Origin of the sequence: Caryophanon latum (genome assembly GCF_001700325.1) — a bacterium.
Lineage (GTDB): Bacteria > Bacillota > Bacilli > Bacillales_A > Planococcaceae > Caryophanon > Caryophanon latum.
Genome location: NZ_MATO01000036.1, coordinates 1 through 21,602, shown reverse-complemented (window position 1 = coordinate 21,602; position 21,602 = coordinate 1). Strand labels below are relative to the sequence as shown.

Genomic DNA, 21,602 nt, shown 5'->3' with positions numbered 1-21,602 from the left:
TAAATTTAAAATTCGGTTAACATTTATGCGACGCTAGTGATTTTCAACTACATTATTAAATATGCGATTTTCCGAAATAGCGATTTTGTCGTCAACATTTTAACGGTCATTGAGCGACTTCAAATTGGCGATGTGTTAAAGGCACGCATTCTCGATCGCCCTGATTTAGGGAAAGATGAGCGCTACGGACGCCGCGTTATTTTTGAACTAAATAAAGCGTATCCCGTATTAATGAGCCCACTTCTATCGATTGATGAGCTGGAGCAGCAATGTTTACAGGCATTGTCATTGTACTACGACATTTCAACGTTACCGTGCATGCAACGATAACGTTCAAGTCCATATCGTATTTGACGTCAACATTAATGTTTAAAAGGTCGTGTTTGCTATAGTGCAAGCACGATCTTTTTTGTTGTATATAAATCTATGTTATGGATCTTCACCATAACTTGGGGTTGCTTTCCACGTCGAGGCAGGCTTTCCGCGGGCGCGGCTCAAGCCTCCTCGTCGTTCGTGCCTCACGACTGCGGGGTCTCGAGGCTCGCGCTTTTCCCGCAGGAGTCCGCCTCTCGTTTCAAGCAACCTTTATGCGTCAACCCCAGCTTACGGTGATGAACCTATGTTATGGATTTAATGTATAATAAAGGATGTAATATTAAGCTAGAACGAATGGAAAGGACGTGGTGAATATGTATTGCAATAAATGTCGAGCAAAAAACCGGAAAAAGATGAAATTTTGTGGAGAGTGTGGGGCATCTTTAGTCGGTGAGTCGTTGACAGAAAACGACTCATCGACTAATGGTCCATGGAAAAAAATAGCATGGAGTACAGTTGTTGTCGTTACGTTAGCAAGTGCACCATTATGGATTATTGGACAGCGAATTGATGAAAATATCGAGCAAGGCACATATGAAGAAGAAACGGTGGAAGCAGAATTAGAAAGCATTGAGGAGCTTCAGCAATATTCAACGGATGAAAATGGCGTCGATCAAATTCAGTTAAGTGAAAATGCTACGCCGATAAAAGATATGCAAGCGAATGCAGGTGGTGGCGTGCAAGAAGAAGCGTCACAATCGGTTGAGGATGTATATGAGGAGTTTCGTCTTAATTATAACGATGCGTTAAATATGCGTGATTTTTCATATGTCGAACAATATTTTAAAGACGGTACGAATATTAAAGAGAGCTATCGTGACTTCGTAGAACAAGTGCCTACAGGAGATTACTATACATTTTTAACGAATACGACCGAAACAGAGCATATAAATGATAATGTAGCAATTGTTACAGCGAATGAAATATTTGAGCTTGAGAGCGACGGTGCGTCAGAGCTAAAGGAACGGACACGCAAGTATACGTTTGAACGACAAGTGAATACATATGTCATTACACAAATTGAAAATGTAGAAGTAATCGGTGCTCCATCGACGGTGCAAAGTAAAAAAGCGGAGTATTTAGCGTCCGTTCAATATGCAATCGATTTATATGGTGCTGCATCAGAGCATGACAATTATAAATTAGGTGTATATGAAGCGTATGATGCGATGGATTATGAGTTAAATCGTATATATGGATTATTAAAAGAAAAACTTTCGGCTGAAGATATGGAAAATTTACGAATTGAGCAACGGGCATGGATTAAAGAGCGGGATAAAGATTTAGATGAAAAAGCACAAGAAATTGGTGTGTGGGGAAAGGCTGAATTTTTATTTGAATTTACGATGGATCGTACGCTTGAGCTCATCGATATGTATTTTGCATATTAATCATATCGTGAATACAATAATGAAGGAAGCTACCCGACGTTTCGTTGGATAGCTTTTTTTGTACATTTTTTTGGGAATTGTTTGGATAAAGATTGTTTTGGTCATATTACGTCCTATGTAGGTGTGTAGTATAAAGGCAAGGCGAACGATATAAAGGAGTTAAGTATGGGTAAAAAAAATAAAGCAAAAGAACCTGAAGAAAAGCAAATGTACCGTATTTTATCGATGTATGATCGATTAAAAAGTGGCGAGTGCATCGTAAAAAAAGAGGAAATGGCACGCTTTAATGTGAGTGACAAAACGATTCAACGGGATTTACAATCAATTCGTGGCTTTTTAGAAACGGAAAAAATCGGAGAATATGTTGATTATGATCGACAGCAGCGCGGTTACATATTGAAGCAACCGACACGCAATTGGTTAACGAATGAGGAAATTTTCGCCGTGTTGAAAGTACTAATCGATTCACGCGCGTTCCGTAAAGCAGAAATGCATGATTTAATCGATAAGCTGACGGCGTTAACGAAAAAAGAAGATGCCGCTATTATTCAAAAAATGATGCTAAACGAAAAGCATTTGTATGTCGAGCTACAGCACCAAAAAAGTTTAATTGAGCTACTATGGCAACTATCGACGGTCATTCAAGAGAAGCATGTCATTGAGCTATATTATAAGCGAGAAATGGACGCGCATACGAAGCTGCACATTGTGAAACCAGTCGGCATTATTTTTTCAGAGTTTTATTTTTACATAATTGGTTATACAGCAAAAGTAGCGTATCCAATCATTTTTCGCGTCGATCGTATCGAGCATTTTGAAGATACGCATGAGCGATTCGTCATTCCTGAAAATATGCGTTTTCAAGAAGGGGAGTTTCGTAAACGTGTGCAATTTATGTATCCAGGCGAGCTGACGACGGTGCGCTTTAAATTTAACGGACGTTCGCCACAAGCTGTGATGGATCGTTTGCCGACTGCGCGCATTTTGAAGAAAGAAGATGGCTATACGTTTTTTGAAGCAGAGGTGTTCGGAAATGGCATTAAAATATGGCTGCTTAGTCAAGGCGCCGATTTAGAGATTACATACCCACCGAGTTTGCGAGAAGAGCTCGTTCATGCGCTTGGCGAAAGTAAAAAGCTATACGAGTAGCGAAAAGGGAAGCAAGCGTTATACTTGCTTCCCTTTAACAATGAAATTGACATCAACATTAGTTGCTACTAAGAAGTTTTAAAGCTTAAACTTTTCGATTAATAATTTTAGCTGCTCGGCAGATTTAGCTAAATCGCTTGCGGCACTATGTACTTGCTCAACTGTCGCAATTTGCTCCTGCGATGAGGCCGCAATTTCCGTCGTATGATGTGCGTTCGTTTGTGCGTAATGGGCAATTTGTACGCTTGCATCATTTACTTGTGCTAAGCTAGCGGAAATTTGTTCAGTAATGGTTGATAAGCCTTCTGTTTGTGAGCTGACGTTGCCAATCGACGATAAAATATTTATAAACGATTTGCCTGTTTGTTGTGCGACTTCGAGACCGTGTTTGGATACTTCACTGCCAGTAATCGTCATGTTCACAGCGAGTGTAATGTCTTGCTGAATGTGCTGAATGTTTTCGACGATTTGATGGACAGATGCAAGCGACTGATCGGCAAGCTTGCGAACTTCCTCAGCGACAACTTGGAACCCTTTTCCGTGTGTGCCGGCCCGTGCTGCTTCAATTGAGGCGTTTAGTGCAAGTAAATTCGTTTGGTCGGCAATATCGGTAATGACGCTGACGATGTTGCCGATTTCTGCTGAGCGCTTTTCTAAACTACGCATCATTGCAATTGTTTCAGTCGATGCGTGATGAATGGTCGACATTTGATCGACCATGCTTGTGACATATGTTTGTCCAACATTTGCTTGTTCGGACGTTTGCTGGGCTGTTTGAGCAACTTCGTGGATCGACGAAGCAACTTGCTGTACGCTGGCAGTAATTTCTTGAATGGCCGCGGCGCTATCGACTGTATTTTTTTCCTGCTGTTCAATTGAGCTAGCAACGTCTTGAATCGCATCAACAATTTGATTTGTCGCCTGTACCGTTTCGTCGGAGCTAGCGTGCAGCTGTTCAGATGAGGTAGCGACGTGATTCGATGTTGCTTGCACTTGACTAAGCATGTCGCGCAATGATGCAAGCATTTTGTTAAATGACTGGGCGAGCTTGGCAATTTCATCATTTGAATGGATAATAATTTCCTTCGTTAAATCACCTTCACCGTCCGCAATGTCGATGAGCTGATCATTTACTTGTTTAATTGGTTGCGTAATGCGATTTGTGAACAGGAAGCTAATGATCGTTGCGATGCCACCAATAATTAAAATGATGAGTGTAATCGTCGTCATTAATGTGTAAACGGTATCTTGAATGGCCGCAGTTGGATAGCCGACAAACCAAATACCGATAACTTTACCATCTGCATCACGAATCGGATCATAGCTTGTGACGTACGGGGAGCCTAAAATGTCCGCTTCGCCAATATAGCCTTTTCCTTCGTTAAGCACAATTTCCTCTACAGCAGGTGACACCGCCGTGCCAACTGTGCGATTGCCATTTTCATCGGTAATATTCGTTGAAACGCGCGTATTACCTTGAAATATCGTCGCAACACCACCTGTAATAGCACTAAGTTCATCGACAAATTCATAGTTGCCGTTTACCTTCATGTCACCTTTAAATAGCTCTCCGTTTTGTAATGACCATTCACCAGGATAAGTAAGTGTAAGCCACTCTTTACCGAGCTTTGACGCAATTGTTACATCTTCTGTATACATTTCTATCATTTGATCTTCTATTAAATGTTTAGAGGTTGCTGTGACAACAAATAAAATAAACAAAATGACAGCACTCATTAACAAGTTGAATTTCGTCCTTAACTTCATTTATGTTCCTTCTCTCTAGTCAATAAATTAACGAACTACAAACGCTCACGTACATGTTAAGGATGAAAATGTCGCATTTACAGAACGTCTAGTTAGATTTTACCATATAAAAGAAAAAATAAATATAAGTTGGAAAATGAGAGTTGTTGAAATAATGAAGGACACGACGTCAATATGTGAGGAAAAGGCGCCGTTAATACGTACGCCTTTTAATTGCTTTTGCGAGCTGCTCGATGCCAGTCGTTAAATCATCGAATGAGGCGTACGCATACGATAAACGAATGTGATGAAAATCGTTTAGCTCATACATATAGCCAGGGTGAATCAGAATATTTTGCTGTAGCAACGATAGAAATAATGATTTTTGAATGACAGGCTCATGAAAACGAACCCAAATGTAAAAGCCACCTGTCGATTGTTCCCACGATGCTAGATCCTGAAAATGATGAAGTAAAAGCGCATGTAAAAATTGAGCGCGTACATGTAACGTCTCTTTTAACGTTGCGACGTGCGCATCGTATTTGCCGCTCGTTAGCCAGTGTGTGACGAGTTGTTGAGATAAGGTGCTAGAGCCGTAATCCGTTTGCATTTTCACGTCAGCAAGCCGCGTAATGACCGCCTCTGGTGCAATGATCCAGCCGATGCGTAGTCCAGGGCTAAGCGTTTTCGATACGCTACCGACATACAGCACATGTCCAGTCGTGTCGATTGCTTTTAACGGTTGTGTCGGTTGAAACGATAGCTCGCCGTACACATCGTCTTCTAATATTGGCAAGGCAAGCTTTTGGCAAACCGTGTAATATGTTTTGCGCTCCTCATCTGTCCATGTGTAGCCACTCGGATTATGTAACGTTGGCATCGCATAATATAAGCTTTGTGCCGCATGTGGAAGCGAAGTAAGGGTGGTTACATCGTCGAGTGTGCGCATATACATGCCAGCTGATTGAAACGGGTGAATCGAGTTCAAATACGAAGCAGACGGTTGGAAAATGATAGAGCCGCGTTGTAACAATCCAAGTGCGATCAGTTGTAACGCTTGCAGTGCGCCTGAAACGACTAAAATGTTACGTGGTGTTGTAATAATGCCGCGTTTTTCCACATGTGCACAAATCGCTTGTCGAAGTGCGATGCTACCTTGAGGCTCGCAATAATTGAGCAGCTTTTCATCAAGCGTAATTGAAGCTAATGATTGCTGCAATGCGGTGCGCGGCAAAAGTGACGGAGCAAGCTCACCTGTTCCGAGCCGAATCATTTGTTCGTTTGGTTCGTAATCGTTAATGAGCTGAATCGTATCGATATTCGGTTTGTGAATGCTGTCGTTAATGTGCTGTTGCCAGTTCGGTGTTGGCAATAACGTATGCCAAGGACTTGCTGTAACAAATGTGCCGCGACCGACGTATGCTTCGAGTAAACCACGTGCCTTTAGTTCATCAAGAGCGCTCGTAATCGTGCTGCGGTTTACGTTAAACTGCATCGCAAGTGCACGCTGCGTCGGTAGCTGCATGCCTATAGGAAAGTCACCGCTCGCAATACGTGTTGCAATCCATTCAACAATTTGTGTATGCAGCGATATATGATGTTGCTTCGTTGGTTGCCAGTGCATAGTAGCTCCTTTCATTGGTTGGGTAAAAAACGATCCAATTGGCTGTTTTCTTTCAGTATAACGTAGCGTACAGTGAAAAAGGAAATGGAGTGAACACGATGGACGTAATTTTACACGGCATTATTTTAGCATTCGGTTTAATTTTGCCTTTAGGTGTACAAAATGTTTTTATTTTTACACAAGGCGCAACACAGCATACGAGAAGAAAAGCAATACCAGCAGTTGTGACCGCTGCCGCATGTGATACGCTGCTCATATTAATTGCGATTTTCGGCTTATCGTTCATACTGTTGCAGCACGAGACGCTACGTACGGTCGTCATGAGCGTCGGCATTTTCTTTTTGCTATATATGGCGTACTCGATTTGGCATGCGACTCCTTCGATGAATATGAATGAGGAAGCGTTATCGACGAAAAAACAAATAATGTTTGCAGCGTCTGTATCTATTTTGAATCCGCACGCGCTGCTTGATATTGTCGGTGTAATCGGAACGAGCGCGCTCGCTTACGATGGCACAAAGCTATTTTTATTTGCGACTGCCTGCATCATCGTTTCATGGATATGGTTTTTTGCGCTCATGCTTGCAGGCTCGTATTTAAAAACGCTACGCCATGCACAAACTGTACTCGTGCGTATTAATAAATGCTCTGCGCTATTTATCGTCGGAATGGCGTTGTACTTAGCAATCGGGCTTTTTTAACTGCTGAAAAACTAAAAAAACACGGAAATTCAGTGTCATTCACTTTGAATTCCGTGTTTTTTATAAGTAATTAACGTACGGTGCGATTATCTAGTTGTCGTTAAAACGTGACATCGACATCATACGTAGCGCGTACGTCTACCGATTGTTGCTCGACTAGCTCGACGTTCATAAACAATGAGTGCGTCAGTGGTGGGATTAACAAATTTTGTTCTTCAATATCTTGAAAATACGCTGTGACAGTGCCGCTACTTTTTGGCGCCAGCTCTTCAAAAAATGCCATCGTACCAATATTGACGTCGACTTCATCAAAGCGAACAGTCTGTGCAGTTAAATAGAGCGTTTCATCTGTTTCATTGTCATATTGAAACAGCACTTCGACCATATTGCCGACATCGTCATGTGATTTGCGCACAATCTTTTCGACAACGAGCGTATATTGGTCATTTTGTGTGACGACTTCATTGAGCGTAATGCTCGGGGCGTAATTCGATTCTCGGTCGTCGTACGGCTCGCCACCACCTGCAATACAGCCAGACAACATAAATGCACTTAACACAATCGTAGACCAACGTTTTTTCATATACAAGCTCCTTTGTATGATGCTTTTTGTTTAGTGTACCGTAATTTTTACGTAACAGGTAGTATTATTTGTCATCTATTTAATAGGAAGATAATCGTAAAAAAACAATTTTACAAACCGCAAAAAATCTTTTATGCTTATAGCACTACATGTAGAAAAGAGGCACCAGATGATTCGACAAGCGACAGAGCAAGATTTAGAAAGTATTTTACATATTTATAACGATGCGATTTTGCGTACGACAGCTGTGTATGCGTATGAAGCGCAGACGATGGCGCAGCGTAAAGAATGGTTTGCTCAAAAACAAAAAGACGGCTTTCCAGTGCTTGTGTTTGATGTAAATGAAAAAGTAGCTGGTTTTGCGACGTTCGGACCGTTTCGTGCATGGCCGGCGTATAAGTATAGTGCAGAACATTCGATTTATGTAGACGGCACATATCGTAAAAAAGGAATTGGCTCTCAGCTATTGCGTGCGATCATTGAGGCAGCGGAAGCTCATGACGTGAAGACGTTAGTTGCAGGCATTGATGCAGCAAATGTCAAAAGTATTGCATTGCATAAAAAATTTGGCTTTACACATAGCGGTACTATTAAAAATGCTGGTTATAAATTTGAATCATGGCTCGACTTAGCATTTTATCAGCTCGACTTACAAGGGCCAATTGAGCCAACAGAACAATAAAAACATCGCCATTTTAGATTAATTCTACAATGGCGGTGTTTTTTGATTCTTTTTACGTATATTTAATACTATAATAAAGCATTTTTTTTAGGTTTCAGTTTGAATATTCTTCGTACAGAGCGAAAATATCATTTCAAATGAACTAATTGTAAAATAATACCTTTAAACAAGTAAAATAAAATCAATACAACTTATACATATATAGTTTGAAAGTTGTCGTAAAATAGACTTAATTGTATTTAGAGGCAATGAAAAAAAGCGAAAAAAACTATACAAATAGAAGCAGTTCATAAAATTGTATTAAAATAGCCAAAAAAATATGGTAAAACTATAAATGTAAAAGTTAAAGAATATTACGTATATTGAATAGCTAGCAAAATTGCAATTGTCGTAATGCAGCTGCGATTAGTTAAGGCAGAAAATATTTCCTGATGGATTCCTTAATCATTCTTGTCGTTTTGTTTCTCACGGATGAATCATTTTAAGGTACGAGTTGTTCCATCTGGAGTTTTGCCGCGTGCTCGGTCATTTTAAATAGTACGTTTTATTCGTATAAGTGCTTAAAAAGTATATTAAACTTAAAAAAAGGAGAATGAAAAAGATGTCAATTAAACAGAAGTTACTTGTAAGCTTTAGTAGTGTCATATTGTTGCTCATCGGCTTAGCGATTTTCTCCATTATCCAGTTATCAAAGGTCGACGAAGATTATACGTTTTTATTAGAAGACCGTGCGCATAAAGTGATGGAGTCAACGAAAATTCAAAATGCAATTTCGATGCAAGGCTTAGCATTACGTTCATACTTATTACGACAAGATGCAGCAGATGCGAGCATTATTGAAGAACAAAACAAAGTGATTGCAGAGACAATTGAGCAAATCGAACCGATGTTTACCGTGCAAGAAATGATTATAGAGATCGAAAATATTAAGACGAACCACACTCAATACATGAAGTATGCAGAAGATATTATGACGTTGGCAGATCAAAAAAATGAGCAGCAGGCCGAGCGTGTTTTATTCGAAACGGCATTCCCAATCTATACATCAATTCAGCAATCGATTAATAGCATCGTTGCATACCAAACGAATGAAATGAACGGTACGAGTGCGGATACGACAGATAGTGTATCAACGAGTAAAATGTTGTTAATAGGCTTATCTGTAACCGGTACAATTATCGCGCTTTATTTAATGTATACGATTATTAACGGCATTACGAAGCCACTGCGTCATTTAACGACGTCAGCACAAATTATTGCAGACGGTGACTTACGTATTGATGATATTAAAGTGACGACGAAAGACGAGCTACATGAATTAGCACAATCGTTCAACATGATGAAAAATAATTTACATCAAGTTATTACAGATGTGCTAGCAAACGTGTCGAGCACAACAGCAGCGAGCGAGCAGCTTTCAGCAAGTACGGATGAAGTGGTGGAAATGACGAAGGATATTACGACACGTATCGATATCATTGCAGAAAATAGCGTTCAAGCGGCAAAAATGGGTGAAGATTGTGCAGCAGCAACAGATGAAAGTGCAAAAGGTGTTGGACGCATTGCTGAATCAGCCCAAATGTTAAACGAGCGTGCATCATCAATGGAAGTGATGGCATCTGAAGGTGGTAAAACACTTCAAACGACGAAGGAGCAAATGAGCGTCATTCAAAAATCATCGTATGAAACGAAAGAGCGCATTCAACAATTAAGCGAGCAATCAGCTGAAATTGAAAACATTACAAAAGTAATTACAGACATTACAGATCAAACGAACTTACTTGCATTAAATGCCGCAATTGAAGCAGCGCGTGCAGGCGAGCATGGTAAAGGCTTCGCAGTAGTAGCCGATGAAGTGCGTAAACTTGCTGAGCAATCGAAGCAATCCGCAACACAAATTGTTGAGTTAACGTCACTTATTCAAAAAGATACGAAAGCTGTTGAAGAAAGCGTTAATATTACAGTTGGAAATATTGATGAAGGTGTGGCGTACGTAGAAAACGCGCAGCACTCGTTTACGCAAATCGTTGAATCGGTATTAGATATGGCGAAGGACATTCAAGACGTGTCCGCTTCTGCAGAAGAAATGACAGCAGGTACAGAGGAAGTTGCTGCTTCTGTATCGGAAATGTCAGAGTCAGCAAAACATGCATCAAAGGAATCAGCATTAATTGCTGCAGCTTCAGAGGAACAAGTAGCGACGATGAGTGAAATTAACGGTGTTGCCAAAACGTTAACAGAAGGTGCTTTAACTGTACAAGAGCAGTTAAATCGATTCAAAGTATAATACATGTATATTGATTAGCACTTTGCACATAGTGAAATGAATGTTTTTTTATCAGGTCTGTTGATTCGCCACTTTTAAACAGCTGAATTGGTTGTTTTCAGCAGCAAAACTGAAATGAATACAGCATGATAGTGGCATGGAGCCGCCATACGCAAAATGCCAGTTTAATGGCTAATCAACACGCTTGATATTAATTAGCACCTTGCACACTTTTTCTATGTGTCAACTAGATAACATGTAGTTGAGTATGTGCGACGATTGTTTTTTAGGAAAGCTCGTGATGCATAATGAACATTGTGTTCGCTGCTGACTGTTAAAAATACAGGTCGCAATATGTGTTCAGCACTCGCCGACTAACATGCTTAATATAATAATTATAAAATTGCCGTGTGAGCCTTTAAATTAAGCGCTCATACGGTTTTTTTTTTTGAGGAAATATGCTGTTGAAAAAATGATGTAAATAATGCATTTATGACTATGTATAACAGCTGTGTGGATTCGCCACTTTTATAGAGCGGAATCGATTGTTTCATGAGATCAAAGCGATTTTGTCATAGCAGGGCGCGTGCGGTGAGACCCCATCGAGAACAGCTCGTGTTATAATGACTTTTTGAACTGGATATTTTTTACGCTAATTTACCTTAATAAAGCAATTTTTTTCACGCTAATGTAAGTTACATTAAATGTTTGTATGAATTTTCTAAAAAATATAGGTGAAAATATTTGTTAAATCATATATTATAGGAATAAGGTCATGAGTCTAAATATTTGGATAATTTACATATGAGCGTATGTTGTTTTGCCACTCATGTTCGATAAAAGGGTTTTCGAACGTAAGTGTTACGATAGGTCAATACGTTTTGGGGGAATGTGGAGAATGTTTCAATCGATGAAGTGGAAAATGATTGTACCAATTTTGATGGCAGTTGTGTTAGTAATTAGTTGTTTTGCATTATACATACATGATGTGACCGAGCGCAGCATTCATGAGCAAGGGGAGGCGCTTGTTGAATCGGTTAAGCTCGGTCTAGAAGGCGCGACATTGTCTCGTGAAGTTGCCGAGGACATTATGGAAAATGAAATGATTGCACAATCGGTTTTAATTTCATGGACGCTTGAAAACGGTGTTACACATGAGGACTTAAAGCAACTAGCAGAGCGCGGCAATATTGATGAAATTTGGAGCACCGACGCATTAGGAAATACGACACTCACGTCGATTGCACCGAAAATTGATTTTAACTTTGGCTCTGACCCTGAAGGACAAGCACAAGAATATATGCAGTTGCTCGAAAACCCAAACATCGCAGTGACGCAACCTGCACAAGTACGTGATATTGATGGTGAATTTTATAAGTTTGTAGGAACTGGCTCATGGAATCCAGCAAGTCCTAAAATTATTCAAGTAGCACGCCACGGTCAAAAGCTTTTAGACTTAGAGGCGCAAATCGGTAAAGAGTTTTACATGACGCAGCTACAACAGCATTTAAATGATACCGTACTATATGCCGCTGTTGTGACGAAGGAAGGCGAGGTGCTAGCGAGTACAAATGACGATGAGCGCACGTACAGCAAGGATCAGCTAGCAGTAAGCGAAACGACGTCAGAAAAAGGTACATTAAATGGCGAGCGTGTCATGAATTATTTCATGCCGCTGTCAGATGGTAATACGTTAGCAATTACGCTATCAAATGACGTATTAACGATGATTACGAAGGCGACCATTATCGCAAGTATTATCGCCGTGGCACTCGTTGTCCTTATTGCAGACCGCGTCATTTCATGGCAAATTCGCCGCATTACGCGCGTGAGAGATTCATTGACGGACATTAGCTCAGGAGATGCCGATTTAACGAAGCGTATCGTCATTCGCGCTAACGATGAAATTGGTGAGCTTGTTGCTGCATCAAACGCCGTAATGGACAACTTCCAAGACATTATGATTGAGCTGAAGGAGCGTGCGCAAACAGTTCACGAAACGTCAAAGCATATTCAACAGCTATCTGTTGCAACAACCGATGCATCACACGACATTGAGCAGCAATCAAAAGGTGTTGCGAACGATTCGCACGTACAGCTAGACAATATTGAAGCGAGCTCACTTGCAATGGAGGAGCTTGCACGTAACATTCAAGGTGTAACCGAATCGATTCGTGATATTTCACAGCAAACGAACACGATGGAAGACCGCGCATTAACAGGCTCGACTGTTATGAACGATTTAATTAAAACGCTTGAGCATTTACATGAGGAATCACGCACGTCAGTTGAGCGTACGAACGAGCTCGTGCAGCTATCAAGTAAAATTGGTGAGTTTACGAGCGTCATTTCAGGCATTTCGAATCAAACGAACTTACTTGCATTAAATGCGTCGATCGAAGCAGCACGTTCAGGCGAGGCTGGCAAAGGCTTTGCGGTCGTAGCTGATGAAGTACGTAAGCTTGCGGAAGAATCAAAAGTAGCAGCAGAGCGCATCGCCCACGTTGTATCCGATGTGCAGCACGAAACAGGACAAATTGTGGAAGCGATTTCTTCAACAGCTACAGTGCTAGATGAAGGTTTAACGGTCGCAAGTAAAGCGCACGAATCGTTTGACGGCATCGTAGGCGACATTCAATACATCGCAGACGAAGTTGAAATTGTATCAAAAACGACACAAGATATGTCTGTTAGCACGCAAGAAATTGCGACCGCATTCGAGGACGTTTCACTGTTATCGAAGCAAACGACTGCTCGTGTGGAAAGCGTTGCGAAATACGTAACAGAGCAAGTAGACAGCATGAAGACGATGAACGCCGAAGTGGAAACACTGTTTGACGTATCGTCCGAGCTGCAAGACATTACAGGGCATTACAAGCTAAAATAACGACGAAACGAGTTTGAATGTTCTAATATTCAGAGCGAGAATTTGATGACGGAGCGCATAACAGGGCGAAGTCGAACAGCAGAAAAGCGTTATCGGAAAAGTTTTTTCCGGTAACGCTTTTTTGTTCCAACCTTTTTCTTATTTACGACGCTAAATCGTTTTCAAAAAAGTGTTTGAATTTTTTGAATTATTTGTTAAGATGAAAAAGGTTAAACCAATATTGAACCACAGGAGGGGCCGAAATCGTCGGCTGAGATTGTGCACGATTGCACTGACTCTTTGAACCTGTAAGTTAGTACTTGCGTAGGGATGTGGATAGAAACCGACTTCAATTCGACGTCAGGCTCTGTCCTGGTGTCGATTTTTTTGCGTTCTATCCTTCTTTCTTTCGTGAATACGAGAAAGGAGAGGAAAACATGCGACAAACAAAATTATCGATGTACATTGAAATGGCGCTGTTTGCAAGCATGGCGAGTATACTCGACAAACTAACGATTGATTTTATGCCACAAGGAGGCGGCGTGAGTTTAGCGATCATTCCGATTGCGCTCATCGCCGTTCGCTGGGGTTTCGTTGCAGGCTGTACGACGGGGCTGCTCGTTGGCTTAGTCGATGTCGCAACGGGCGTGACGGTGTATCACTGGGCACAAGTGTTTTTAGACCATTGTTTAGCGAACATCGTCATCGGACTCATTGCGCTTTGTAACAAACCGATTCATGAGGCGCTGCGCACGAAAAAGAAGCGACGCATGCAGCTAACGGTCGCGACCGCCATGATATTTGTGTGCTTTTGCAAATTTATCGTTCATGTCGTGTCAGGCGTTATTTTTTTCGGCATGTATGCGAACGGGCAAAACGTTTGGATTTACTCGATTGTGTACAACGCAACACCGATCATTCCGACGACGATTGTATGCGTTGTCTGCTTTAATATGCTGCTACTTGCCGCGCCAAAGCTTGTGCAGCGTAGTAAACATGCAATGGCAATGTCGTAAATGAGGGAGTTTTTAATTTTAATCAATATCTATAGGTTACCGTTAGTTTACAGTGATGAGTTATTAACTGTTATAAATTGTAATGAAAATAAATTTACATTAAAATATTTATGAAAGGAGGAATTAGATGTTAGAAATTTCTAAAGAAGAGCTAATGACTTTGAGTAATGATCAATTTTTTAAACGTTTCATTTCGGCATTTTATTCGAAAGACTCTTATAAGCAGGTTTATAGTAAATTGAATACACATGTATTGCGAACACTGAACAAACCGTTTGTTGAGTTCGATTACAGAGATTATGAATCTATACAGAATAAGAAAAATATTAGTGAAGATGTTAAAAATTATGCTTCTACGTTATTTAAGTTTTTATTTTTAAAAGGAATTTTAAAACATGAGGAATTTAATCATATATTCGCGTTAGAAAAGGTAAAAGAACATTTTGCTAGTAGAGCTAAAAATAAGGATAGAATTAAAGTTACGGAAGGGTCAGAAAAATTAAATGCATTAAATTTTGAGGAACTATTGAATATTGAAGAATTCTATTTGTCTTCTCAAAATGATTTGGATTCTTTGAAAAAGAAGTTTCTTTGGCATTTAATTAGGTTCTATGATTTTAAAAATCAACAAATATTAGATATAAAGAGCCAAGATTTTAGCAATGGACAATTAAATATTGCTGGAAAAACTATTGATCTTCCAAAAGATGTTGAAGAGTTACCTGAACTACTAAGTAATACGAAAAACGATGGCTTTACAAATTTAAGTGGTATCTTAAAGTCACTAGGGAATCAGTTGAATATAGAAAAGAATTTGATTCCCACCATTATTCGCAATACTAAAATAGTAAATACGATTTGCTGTCCAAATTGTCAAGAAGAGTATACTTCAAATTTAAACAACTGGTGTGCTATTGAAGAAAAGCTAGTTTGTAAAGCTTGTGGAGATTACTTGAAATATGCTTATTCTTATCAAGAATTAAGTAACAGTCCTATTGAAAAGGTAAATAATCAAGAAAGAAATTTGCGTAATAAAGAGAACTTTGAAAAGAACAAGAAAAAGTTAATTGAAAATGGGATAGATTTTCAAAGGTTGAATGCCATTTTTGAAGAGATAGGAAAATTAGGAGAAGAGTTCGTTTACAACCTAGAATATTCTAGATTAATAGACACTAAATATGCTAATTTGATTGATAAAAGCCCGGCGAGAAATCCAAAAAATGGATACGATATTTTATCTTATGAGAAAGATGGAACCAAATTATTTATAGAAGTTAAAGCTACTACTTCATTAGATGATGAATTTTACATATCAAAAAATGAGTTAGAAACAGCAGAAAGAATATTAAAAGATGGTGGAAAATATCAAGTTTGTTTTATTAAAAATATATTATCAGATCAGCCAATTGTTACTAAGATAGACAACATTTTAGATGATTTGGTTTATTGCAAAGTTGCGCAAAGTTGGAAGATAAGTATTTTAGAATAAAATATAAAAAATCTGATAGAGTATATATATGACAAGATATGAGGAATGTACCGTTCTGACGTGTAGGCGGCGACTTCTGCGGGAATAGCACGAGCCGAAAATCCATTTTTGGCGGCTTGTCCGTCAAAAATTAGTTGAGGCCGTGCCCGCGAAAAGCGTCCGCCGAAACAAAAGAACGGCTACCGTATGAAGTTCAGTGTATACATCATACGATATTTATCGAGTTGTCGCTAAAGTTGACAGTGATGGGCTTGAGCTGAGCCTCTGGAACGCGCGCCGCAACATACGAACTGCCAATGTAATGATTAAGCGAAGCACATATCCACCGTGCTTCGTTTTTTTGTGACGTATTACGCTATATCTATTTCATTATGCTGTGACAAAAGACTACTATTTATGTGTTTTATATGATAAATACGATAAATGTCGTGTAAATGCGTGCTGAGAGGGTAAGGGAAAAGTAGTCAGTTTCGACAACGATACGTAGGAGGATGATCGCATGCATTTTCAAGAGTTGTACAAGTTGGACGTACAAAGGAAAAATCGGGTCGGCTATACAGTATTGATGATTACGTTTTTGTTAGGGTTAATTGTGAATTTACTCATTCAAACGCCAGGGTATGTTGTGCCATCGATTGCGCTGTCGTCGGTTATTTTGACAGTTGCGTTTTTATTGCAAAGGCGCAATGAAAAGATGCAGCAAGCGTTTGCGTTTGTGATGGTGACGACGCTTTTTTTCGTGACGGCAGGGTCGATTTTGTCTGGGCTTGTGGAAGCAGGGACGCTCATTTTGCCATTTTTCTATTTGTTTATCGCCAGTTTATCGAACCGTCAGCGCGTGCTGTTATATACGTCGGTGCTAACGTTCGGGTCACTTGCGTGGATTCAGCTTGAAGGAACGGGAACGATTGTTGCGCGGCTTGAAAATGCGTACTTGCTTGCGACACTTGCGATTGTGTGCATTCATTTCCAAATTAAATTTGCGAACGAGCTATTTCGTCGAACGGCTGATGCGTACGAGCAAATGGCGCAGGTGGTAGAAACACAGTCAGCTCAAAATGTGAAGCTCGAGCAAGCGGTCATGGCGATTACAACGAATTTGCAAGATGTGAAACAAGAAAACGATCATACGCTACATGCGCAACAACATATGATGCAGGCAATGGCGGACGTTCAGCACGATGCGCGCACACAGTCGGCACATATTACAGGCGTTGTTGAAAGCACGCAATCGACGCAAGAGCGTATTACAGCGATGATGGAAAAGTTGGAGCGCGTTGTTGCGAGTGCGAATGATGCGGGGAAAACGGCGGCAGATGGCAAGGACGTCATGCAGCAAATGAAAGCGCAAATTGACCATTTCCGTGAGTTTTTTGATGATTTACGACGCACGTTTGATAATTTGTCGACGAAAATTACGGAGACGAATACGCTCGCAAACTCGATTAAAGAAATTACCGATCAAACGAATTTGCTTGCACTTAATGCGTCGATCGAAGCGGCTCGTGCAGGCGATGCAGGAAAAGGCTTTTCGGTCGTGGCAGAGGAAATTCGAAAGCTGGCGCATATGACAGACGAGACGTTGCTTAAAATTAATACGAATTTAGACGAGGTCAATGTGTATAACGAAACGGCACGTACGAAGCTTCACGGCGGGGTCGATACGGTGCATACACAAGTGGAGACGACCGACAAAACAGCGGAGACGTTTGAGACGCTGTTTGTCATGATGGAACGCTTTACGCGCGAGCTACAAGCATTCGCTGCAGATACGACGCAAATTGAAACGAATGCGGCGGATATTTATGCACGCTCCGAAGCTTTCTCGACGTTGTTTGAAAACAGCAGTGCGATTTTAACGACGATGTCTGCCACGCTTGAGCAAATGATTGCGACGCAGCACACGTCAACTGCGACGATTCGCGCAACGTACGATGAAGCGCAGTCGATTATGACATAAAAAATAGCCTCCACATTGCAATGAAGTGGGGGCTGCTTTATCGTTTCGGTACATATATGTAATCTGTATCGCAGTCAATGATGACATCGACGTGCAGCTCGGCGTCGTATGGCAGTAACTCGAATGAATATAGCCGACAAAAAACAATCGGTATCGGTTCATCGCTTGCGTATCGCTTTGCTTGCTTATACATTTGGCGCAGTTGTAATACGGAATGCGCTTTCCCAAAACATTGAACGTCTTGTACGTAGCTTTCAAATTCCACAATCATGCTTTTAGGAAATGCCGCCAACTTCATCGCATACGAACGGAATTTCGATAATGTGTGAGGACGAAATGCCATATTCGCTATACGTGCCGCCGACAGAAACGGTGTACGTCGTTTTGTCAGCGCTTAATGTCGCATCAAAGCCGAGCTGTGTCCACGTCGCATGCTCGTTTACTGCCGCTGATGTAATCGAATAAAATGCGTCAAATAGCTGACGACCTGCTTCGGTGTTCTCGCTTAGTTGTGTGTTGAATGCACCTTCAAAGCGAATGTCGGCTGAGAACGTGTTGGATTGCAGCGTCACAAATTTTGGTACAAGTGCAGGGCTTACCGGTTCGTCATTTGTTTGCACGACCATTTTCGCTTTCGCACGGGCTGACGCAATCTGCTCAAATTGTTCGACGCTGAGCCAATCGTTGTCGGTAAATTTTGCAAGCGGCTGTAGCTGTAGCTCGACATCATAGCCGATGCCGTTAATGCGTTCGATAATTTCTTCATATTGTGCGTAATACGTCGCTTTTTGTTCTGGCGCAACGTGAATCGGCGTCAGCGTGAGCGGTTCGATCGTTTCAACTGCGATCGGTTGAGCAGGCGCCGGTTTGTCGGCACAGCCTGCAAGCAGCAATGCCCCACCGAGCGCGTACATATGTAATTTCAAATGTGACACCTCATTTAATGTAGTAGTTGCGGCGTAGTATACGTATGTAAAATAACCGCTGCCTTTTGTTTAAAATACGTAATTTCCTCGTCTGAAAAACGCTCCGTCATTAAAATTTTTAAATATTCGCCAATGAACGGCCCAACGACATGCGGTGCGACTTTCGCCTTCTCCATGACTGTATCAAGTAGTGCATCTAAAATTTGTATGCGCATACAAAATTCTCCCCTCGAAAAAAATCAATGTATTTAGTATAGCACAAAACATTTTATATATTCGGAAAAATAAAAGGATAGGCAATACGATGTTTATTATATACAATAAATGTAAAGGAGGAATATGAATGTTGAAAATGTTAGGGCAAGTGGCAAGCGAAGCAATTGCGAAAGCATCAAGCGGTGCCGGGGACTTTATCGGTGATCAGCTAGAAATGCGTGGCAACGAAAAAACAGGGCAATGGGTGCGCGAAGCAACGAAAGGCGTCGGACAAGCATCGGGCAAAAGTGTGGAGTTGCTTTCGACATTAGCAGAAGGGGCGTATAAAACGACGCGCGGCAGCATCGAAAAGGACGAATGTATGCGCGATGATGGGTTAGACGACGTAAAAGATAGCGCGAGAACGGTCGGCAAATCAATCGTATCACTCGTTCAAGGTGTTACGACGAGCGCCTACGAAACGACAGCTGGCATCGCTACGCAAGATTACGACCGCATGCGCGCTGGCTTATGGAAAGGCTCACAAATTGCGATCGTTGCCGTAGCAGCAGTCGGTGTTGTAGATTTCATTGACGGTGGCGACGTCGTATACGCAGAGTCATTGAACGATCATTACGAAGGCGACGTGCACCCAGAGACGAGCGTGCCGTTTGAACGTACCGAAATTCAATATGCGGGCGAAACGATTTCAGGTGTGTACCCTGTATTTGAAAGCGACTTTAGCGCACAGCTAGCACCGAGCGATTATGAGTTATCGGACAGTGCGCATGAAAAAATGGCGAACGCTCAGCTGTACGATGCGATTCAGCACGACGCAGCGCTCCAACTATCACTCGGCTTATCGGACGACGAAGTGAGCGCATTGCTTCATAACGAAACACCAGCAGGCTACACATGGCATCATCACGAGCAGCCAGGGCATTTACAGCTAGTTGATGCACAAACACATAACGACACAGCACATACAGGCGGACGCTTCATTTGGGGCGGCGGCAGTGAGGCGAGATAAAATACATTAAAAGAGCATGTGACAGAAGTGGACTTTCATGTATAATGAATGTACCAGTGAAAAGATATAAAAGTATTTTGTAATGAAGGCTCTCTAAAATTTGAGGTTTTAGACCAGTGTAATTTTAGAGAGTAGTAAAACTAACATATAACACATGACGCAACCGCCAAGTTTTAGACCAGTGTAATTTTAGAGAGTAGTAAAACTAAGTACGTGCCAGGCAATCGTACAATCGAGTTTTAGACCAGTGTAATTTTAGAGAGTAGTAAAACCGGAAAAATGAGAAGCGGAGGGAATGAGCAGTTTTAGACCAGTGTAATTTTAGAGAGTAGTAAAACGCTCTAAACTTCTCAGCTTCCGGCGCTCCGTTTTAGACCAGTGTAATTTTAGAGAGTAGTAAAACATGAAGATGCCGACGAGTGCTTGGACACAAGTTTTAGACCAGTGTAATTTTAGAGAGTAGTAAAACGCAACAAGAGGCGAAGAGCGCGATTGAGTTTTAGACCAGTGTAATTTTAGAGAGTAGTAAAACCTCGTCTGCCGTGCGCGCAAAGCCGAATGAGTTTTAGACCAGTGTAATTTTAGAGAGTAGTAAAACGGATGGGCGGTATCGCAGAGAATCTGTAAGTTTTAGACCAGTGTAATTTTAGAGAGTAGTAAAACTTATCCGTGCAATCCAGATTGACGTTGCGCAGTTTTAGACCAGTGTAATTTTAGAGAGTAGTAAAACCCGTTGATGGACATGCTGCAGTGAAAATTGGTTTTAGACCAGTGTAATTTTAGAGAGTAGTAAAACTAATCGACGGCTATGACCGTTATCAACAAACGTTTTAGACCAGTGTAATTTTAGAGAGTAGTAAAACGCGCAGAAGATTTTGCGCGGTACTTTGAATGTTTTAGACCAGTGTAATTTTAGAGAGTAGTAAAACGGGGGAATACCCGGCTGAAGCATTAATCGGGTTTTAGACCAGTGTAATTTTAGAGAGTAGTAAAACCATCAACACAGAGGACTACTTAACGCTTGTGTTTTAGACCAGTGTAATTTTAGAGAGTAGTAAAACAAGTAAAACAGTAGCTAGTGCAACGAGTGAGTTTTAGACCAGTGTAATTTTAGAGAGTAGTAAAACCATCCGCGCCGTGCCGCTACACACATGGCTGTTTTAGACCAGTGTAATTTTAGAGAGTAGTAAAACAAGCACCAAAGAAGAAAACAACAGGCGGCAGTTTTAGACCAGTGTAATTTTAGAGAGTAGTAAAACCAATACATCAGCGCAGCAATGAAGCAAGCGGTTTTAGACCAGTGTAATTTTAGAGAGTAGTAAAACGCTGACGTCTTACGGGCAATCGGATGACGAGTTTTAGACCAGTGTAATTTTAGAGAGTAGTAAAACGCTCTTGGTTGTGCGCCGCGATTTCTTCTGGTTTTAGACCAGTGCAATTTTAACAAATCATTAGTAACTTTTATGTAACGTGCAGAGCTATCTCTGCGCGTTTTTTATTGTGCGCCCAGCATGCGCATAATCTTTAGGGTGTTAGTCCCGAGCCCCGAAGGCTGAAGTAGAGGTTAGCCAAGAGCAAGGGTGTCCGTGGTGACGCGGAATCT

Annotated in this window: 17 protein-coding genes, 1 CRISPR repeat array and 1 riboswitch; of the genes, 11 read left to right on the top strand and 6 right to left on the bottom strand. The window is 41.1% G+C overall.

Features of this window, described 5'->3' with window-relative positions; genetic code table 11:
- The first annotated feature begins 36 nt into the window (after positions 1-36).
- The 3 genes from A6K76_RS09845 (at position 37) to A6K76_RS09835 (ending at position 2,915) form a co-directional block, all read left to right on the top strand.
- Entirely contained in the window at positions 37-330 is a 294-nt protein-coding gene (locus tag A6K76_RS09845) for a hypothetical protein (protein WP_066464600.1), read from the top strand.
- Between the two features lie 443 nt (positions 331-773).
- Positions 774-1,766 (top strand): lysozyme inhibitor LprI family protein, encoded by a 993-nt coding sequence (locus A6K76_RS17050; protein WP_066464598.1) that lies wholly within the window; start codon positions 774-776, stop codon positions 1,764-1,766.
- 165 nt (positions 1,767-1,931) lie between these two features.
- Entirely contained in the window at positions 1,932-2,915 is a 984-nt protein-coding gene (locus tag A6K76_RS09835) for a helix-turn-helix transcriptional regulator (protein ID WP_066464596.1), read from the top strand.
- A gap of 78 nt (positions 2,916-2,993) precedes the next feature.
- Here the strand turns inward: A6K76_RS09835 and A6K76_RS09830 are convergent, their stop codons facing one another.
- Together A6K76_RS09830 and A6K76_RS09825 are read right to left on the bottom strand one after the other, a co-directional pair.
- Positions 2,994-4,682, bottom strand: coding sequence for a methyl-accepting chemotaxis protein (locus A6K76_RS09830; protein WP_066464594.1), 1,689 nt, complete (start codon positions 4,680-4,682; stop codon positions 2,994-2,996).
- Between the two features lie 193 nt (positions 4,683-4,875).
- Positions 4,876-6,285, bottom strand: coding sequence for an aminotransferase-like domain-containing protein (locus A6K76_RS09825; protein WP_066464593.1), 1,410 nt, complete (start codon positions 6,283-6,285; stop codon positions 4,876-4,878).
- A 98-nt stretch (positions 6,286-6,383) separates the two neighbouring features.
- Here A6K76_RS09825 and A6K76_RS09820 point away from each other — a divergent pair, with 98 nt between their 5' ends.
- The gene (locus tag A6K76_RS09820) at positions 6,384-6,986 is read left to right on the top strand and encodes a LysE/ArgO family amino acid transporter (protein WP_066464591.1); all 603 of its coding nucleotides are present in this window, start codon (positions 6,384-6,386) and stop codon (positions 6,984-6,986) included.
- Positions 6,987-7,086: 100 nt separating this feature from the next.
- Here the strand turns inward: A6K76_RS09820 and A6K76_RS09815 are convergent, their stop codons facing one another.
- Positions 7,087-7,569: a hypothetical protein gene (locus tag A6K76_RS09815; protein ID WP_066464589.1), complete on the bottom strand. Its 483-nt coding sequence runs from the start codon at positions 7,567-7,569 to the stop codon at positions 7,087-7,089.
- 169 nt (positions 7,570-7,738) lie between these two features.
- Here A6K76_RS09815 and A6K76_RS09810 point away from each other — a divergent pair, with 169 nt between their 5' ends.
- The 6 genes from A6K76_RS09810 to A6K76_RS09785 all read left to right on the top strand — a co-directional run bounded on the left by A6K76_RS09810 (position 7,739) and on the right by A6K76_RS09785 (position 17,848).
- The gene (locus A6K76_RS09810) at positions 7,739-8,251 is read left to right on the top strand and encodes a GNAT family N-acetyltransferase (protein ID WP_066464588.1); all 513 of its coding nucleotides are present in this window, start codon (positions 7,739-7,741) and stop codon (positions 8,249-8,251) included.
- 601 nt (positions 8,252-8,852) lie between these two features.
- Complete coding sequence (locus tag A6K76_RS09805) at positions 8,853-10,538, top strand: methyl-accepting chemotaxis protein (RefSeq protein WP_066464587.1); 1,686 nt, start codon at positions 8,853-8,855, stop codon at positions 10,536-10,538.
- Positions 10,539-11,415: 877 nt separating this feature from the next.
- On the top strand, positions 11,416-13,404 hold the full coding sequence (locus tag A6K76_RS09800; RefSeq protein ID WP_066464586.1) for a methyl-accepting chemotaxis protein: 1,989 nt from the start codon (positions 11,416-11,418) through the stop codon (positions 13,402-13,404).
- A 220-nt stretch (positions 13,405-13,624) separates the two neighbouring features.
- Positions 13,625-13,731: riboswitch (TPP riboswitch) on the top strand.
- Positions 13,732-13,820: 89 nt separating this feature from the next.
- Positions 13,821-14,399 carry an energy-coupled thiamine transporter ThiT gene (thiT, locus tag A6K76_RS09795; protein WP_066464584.1) on the top strand — a complete coding sequence of 193 codons (579 nt, stop codon included), beginning with the start codon at positions 13,821-13,823 and terminating at the stop codon, positions 14,397-14,399.
- Positions 14,400-14,526: 127 nt separating this feature from the next.
- Complete coding sequence (locus tag A6K76_RS09790) at positions 14,527-15,888, top strand: protein NO VEIN domain-containing protein (protein ID WP_066464582.1); 1,362 nt, start codon at positions 14,527-14,529, stop codon at positions 15,886-15,888.
- 499 nt (positions 15,889-16,387) lie between these two features.
- Entirely contained in the window at positions 16,388-17,848 is a 1,461-nt protein-coding gene (locus A6K76_RS09785; protein WP_066464580.1) for a methyl-accepting chemotaxis protein, read from the top strand.
- Between the two features lie 37 nt (positions 17,849-17,885).
- On the opposite strand, the gene A6K76_RS09780 is transcribed toward A6K76_RS09785, so the two are convergent.
- From A6K76_RS09780 to A6K76_RS09770, 3 genes are read right to left on the bottom strand one after another with little or no spacing between them, the layout of a single operon-like run.
- Positions 17,886-18,119 (bottom strand): hypothetical protein, encoded by a 234-nt coding sequence (locus tag A6K76_RS09780; RefSeq protein WP_066464578.1) that lies wholly within the window; start codon positions 18,117-18,119, stop codon positions 17,886-17,888.
- Between the two features lie 4 nt (positions 18,120-18,123).
- Complete coding sequence (locus A6K76_RS09775; protein WP_066464577.1) at positions 18,124-18,774, bottom strand: hypothetical protein; 651 nt, start codon at positions 18,772-18,774, stop codon at positions 18,124-18,126.
- 14 nt (positions 18,775-18,788) lie between these two features.
- Positions 18,789-18,989 carry a hypothetical protein gene (locus A6K76_RS09770; protein ID WP_066464575.1) on the bottom strand — a complete coding sequence of 67 codons (201 nt, stop codon included), beginning with the start codon at positions 18,987-18,989 and terminating at the stop codon, positions 18,789-18,791.
- Between the two features lie 128 nt (positions 18,990-19,117).
- On the opposite strand from A6K76_RS09770, the gene A6K76_RS09765 reads away from it, so the two are divergent.
- On the top strand, positions 19,118-19,999 hold the full coding sequence (locus A6K76_RS09765; RefSeq protein ID WP_066464574.1) for an HNH endonuclease: 882 nt from the start codon (positions 19,118-19,120) through the stop codon (positions 19,997-19,999).
- A gap of 105 nt (positions 20,000-20,104) precedes the next feature.
- A CRISPR array of direct repeats spans positions 20,105-21,390; the repeat unit is 36 nt; unit sequence GTTTTAGACCAGTGTAATTTTAGAGAGTAGTAAAAC.
- Positions 21,391-21,602 lie beyond the last annotated feature (212 nt).

What these genes read in the sequence shown, in the direction of transcription:
- A6K76_RS09835 (WP_066464596.1), top strand. Translation starts at nt 1,932, where the DNA reads ATGGGTAAAAAAAATAAAGCAAAAGAACCTGAAGAAAAGCAAATGTAC.
- A6K76_RS09830 (WP_066464594.1), bottom strand. Translation starts at nt 4,682, where the DNA reads ATGAAGTTAAGGACGAAATTCAACTTGTTAATGAGTGCTGTCATTTTG.
- A6K76_RS09825 (WP_066464593.1), bottom strand. Translation starts at nt 6,285, where the DNA reads ATGCACTGGCAACCAACGAAGCAACATCATATATCGCTGCATACACAA.
- A6K76_RS09820 (WP_066464591.1), top strand. Translation starts at nt 6,384, where the DNA reads ATGGACGTAATTTTACACGGCATTATTTTAGCATTCGGTTTAATTTTG.
- A6K76_RS09815 (WP_066464589.1), bottom strand. Translation starts at nt 7,569, where the DNA reads ATGAAAAAACGTTGGTCTACGATTGTGTTAAGTGCATTTATGTTGTCT.
- A6K76_RS09810 (WP_066464588.1), top strand. Translation starts at nt 7,739, where the DNA reads ATGATTCGACAAGCGACAGAGCAAGATTTAGAAAGTATTTTACATATT.
- A6K76_RS09805 (WP_066464587.1), top strand. Translation starts at nt 8,853, where the DNA reads ATGTCAATTAAACAGAAGTTACTTGTAAGCTTTAGTAGTGTCATATTG.
- A6K76_RS09800 (WP_066464586.1), top strand. Translation starts at nt 11,416, where the DNA reads ATGTTTCAATCGATGAAGTGGAAAATGATTGTACCAATTTTGATGGCA.
- thiT (WP_066464584.1), top strand. Translation starts at nt 13,821, where the DNA reads ATGCGACAAACAAAATTATCGATGTACATTGAAATGGCGCTGTTTGCA.
- A6K76_RS09790 (WP_066464582.1), top strand. Translation starts at nt 14,527, where the DNA reads ATGTTAGAAATTTCTAAAGAAGAGCTAATGACTTTGAGTAATGATCAA.
- A6K76_RS09785 (WP_066464580.1), top strand. Translation starts at nt 16,388, where the DNA reads ATGCATTTTCAAGAGTTGTACAAGTTGGACGTACAAAGGAAAAATCGG.
- A6K76_RS09780 (WP_066464578.1), bottom strand. Translation starts at nt 18,119, where the DNA reads ATGATTGTGGAATTTGAAAGCTACGTACAAGACGTTCAATGTTTTGGG.
- A6K76_RS09770 (WP_066464575.1), bottom strand. Translation starts at nt 18,989, where the DNA reads ATGCGCATACAAATTTTAGATGCACTACTTGATACAGTCATGGAGAAG.
- A6K76_RS09765 (WP_066464574.1), top strand. Translation starts at nt 19,118, where the DNA reads ATGTTGAAAATGTTAGGGCAAGTGGCAAGCGAAGCAATTGCGAAAGCA.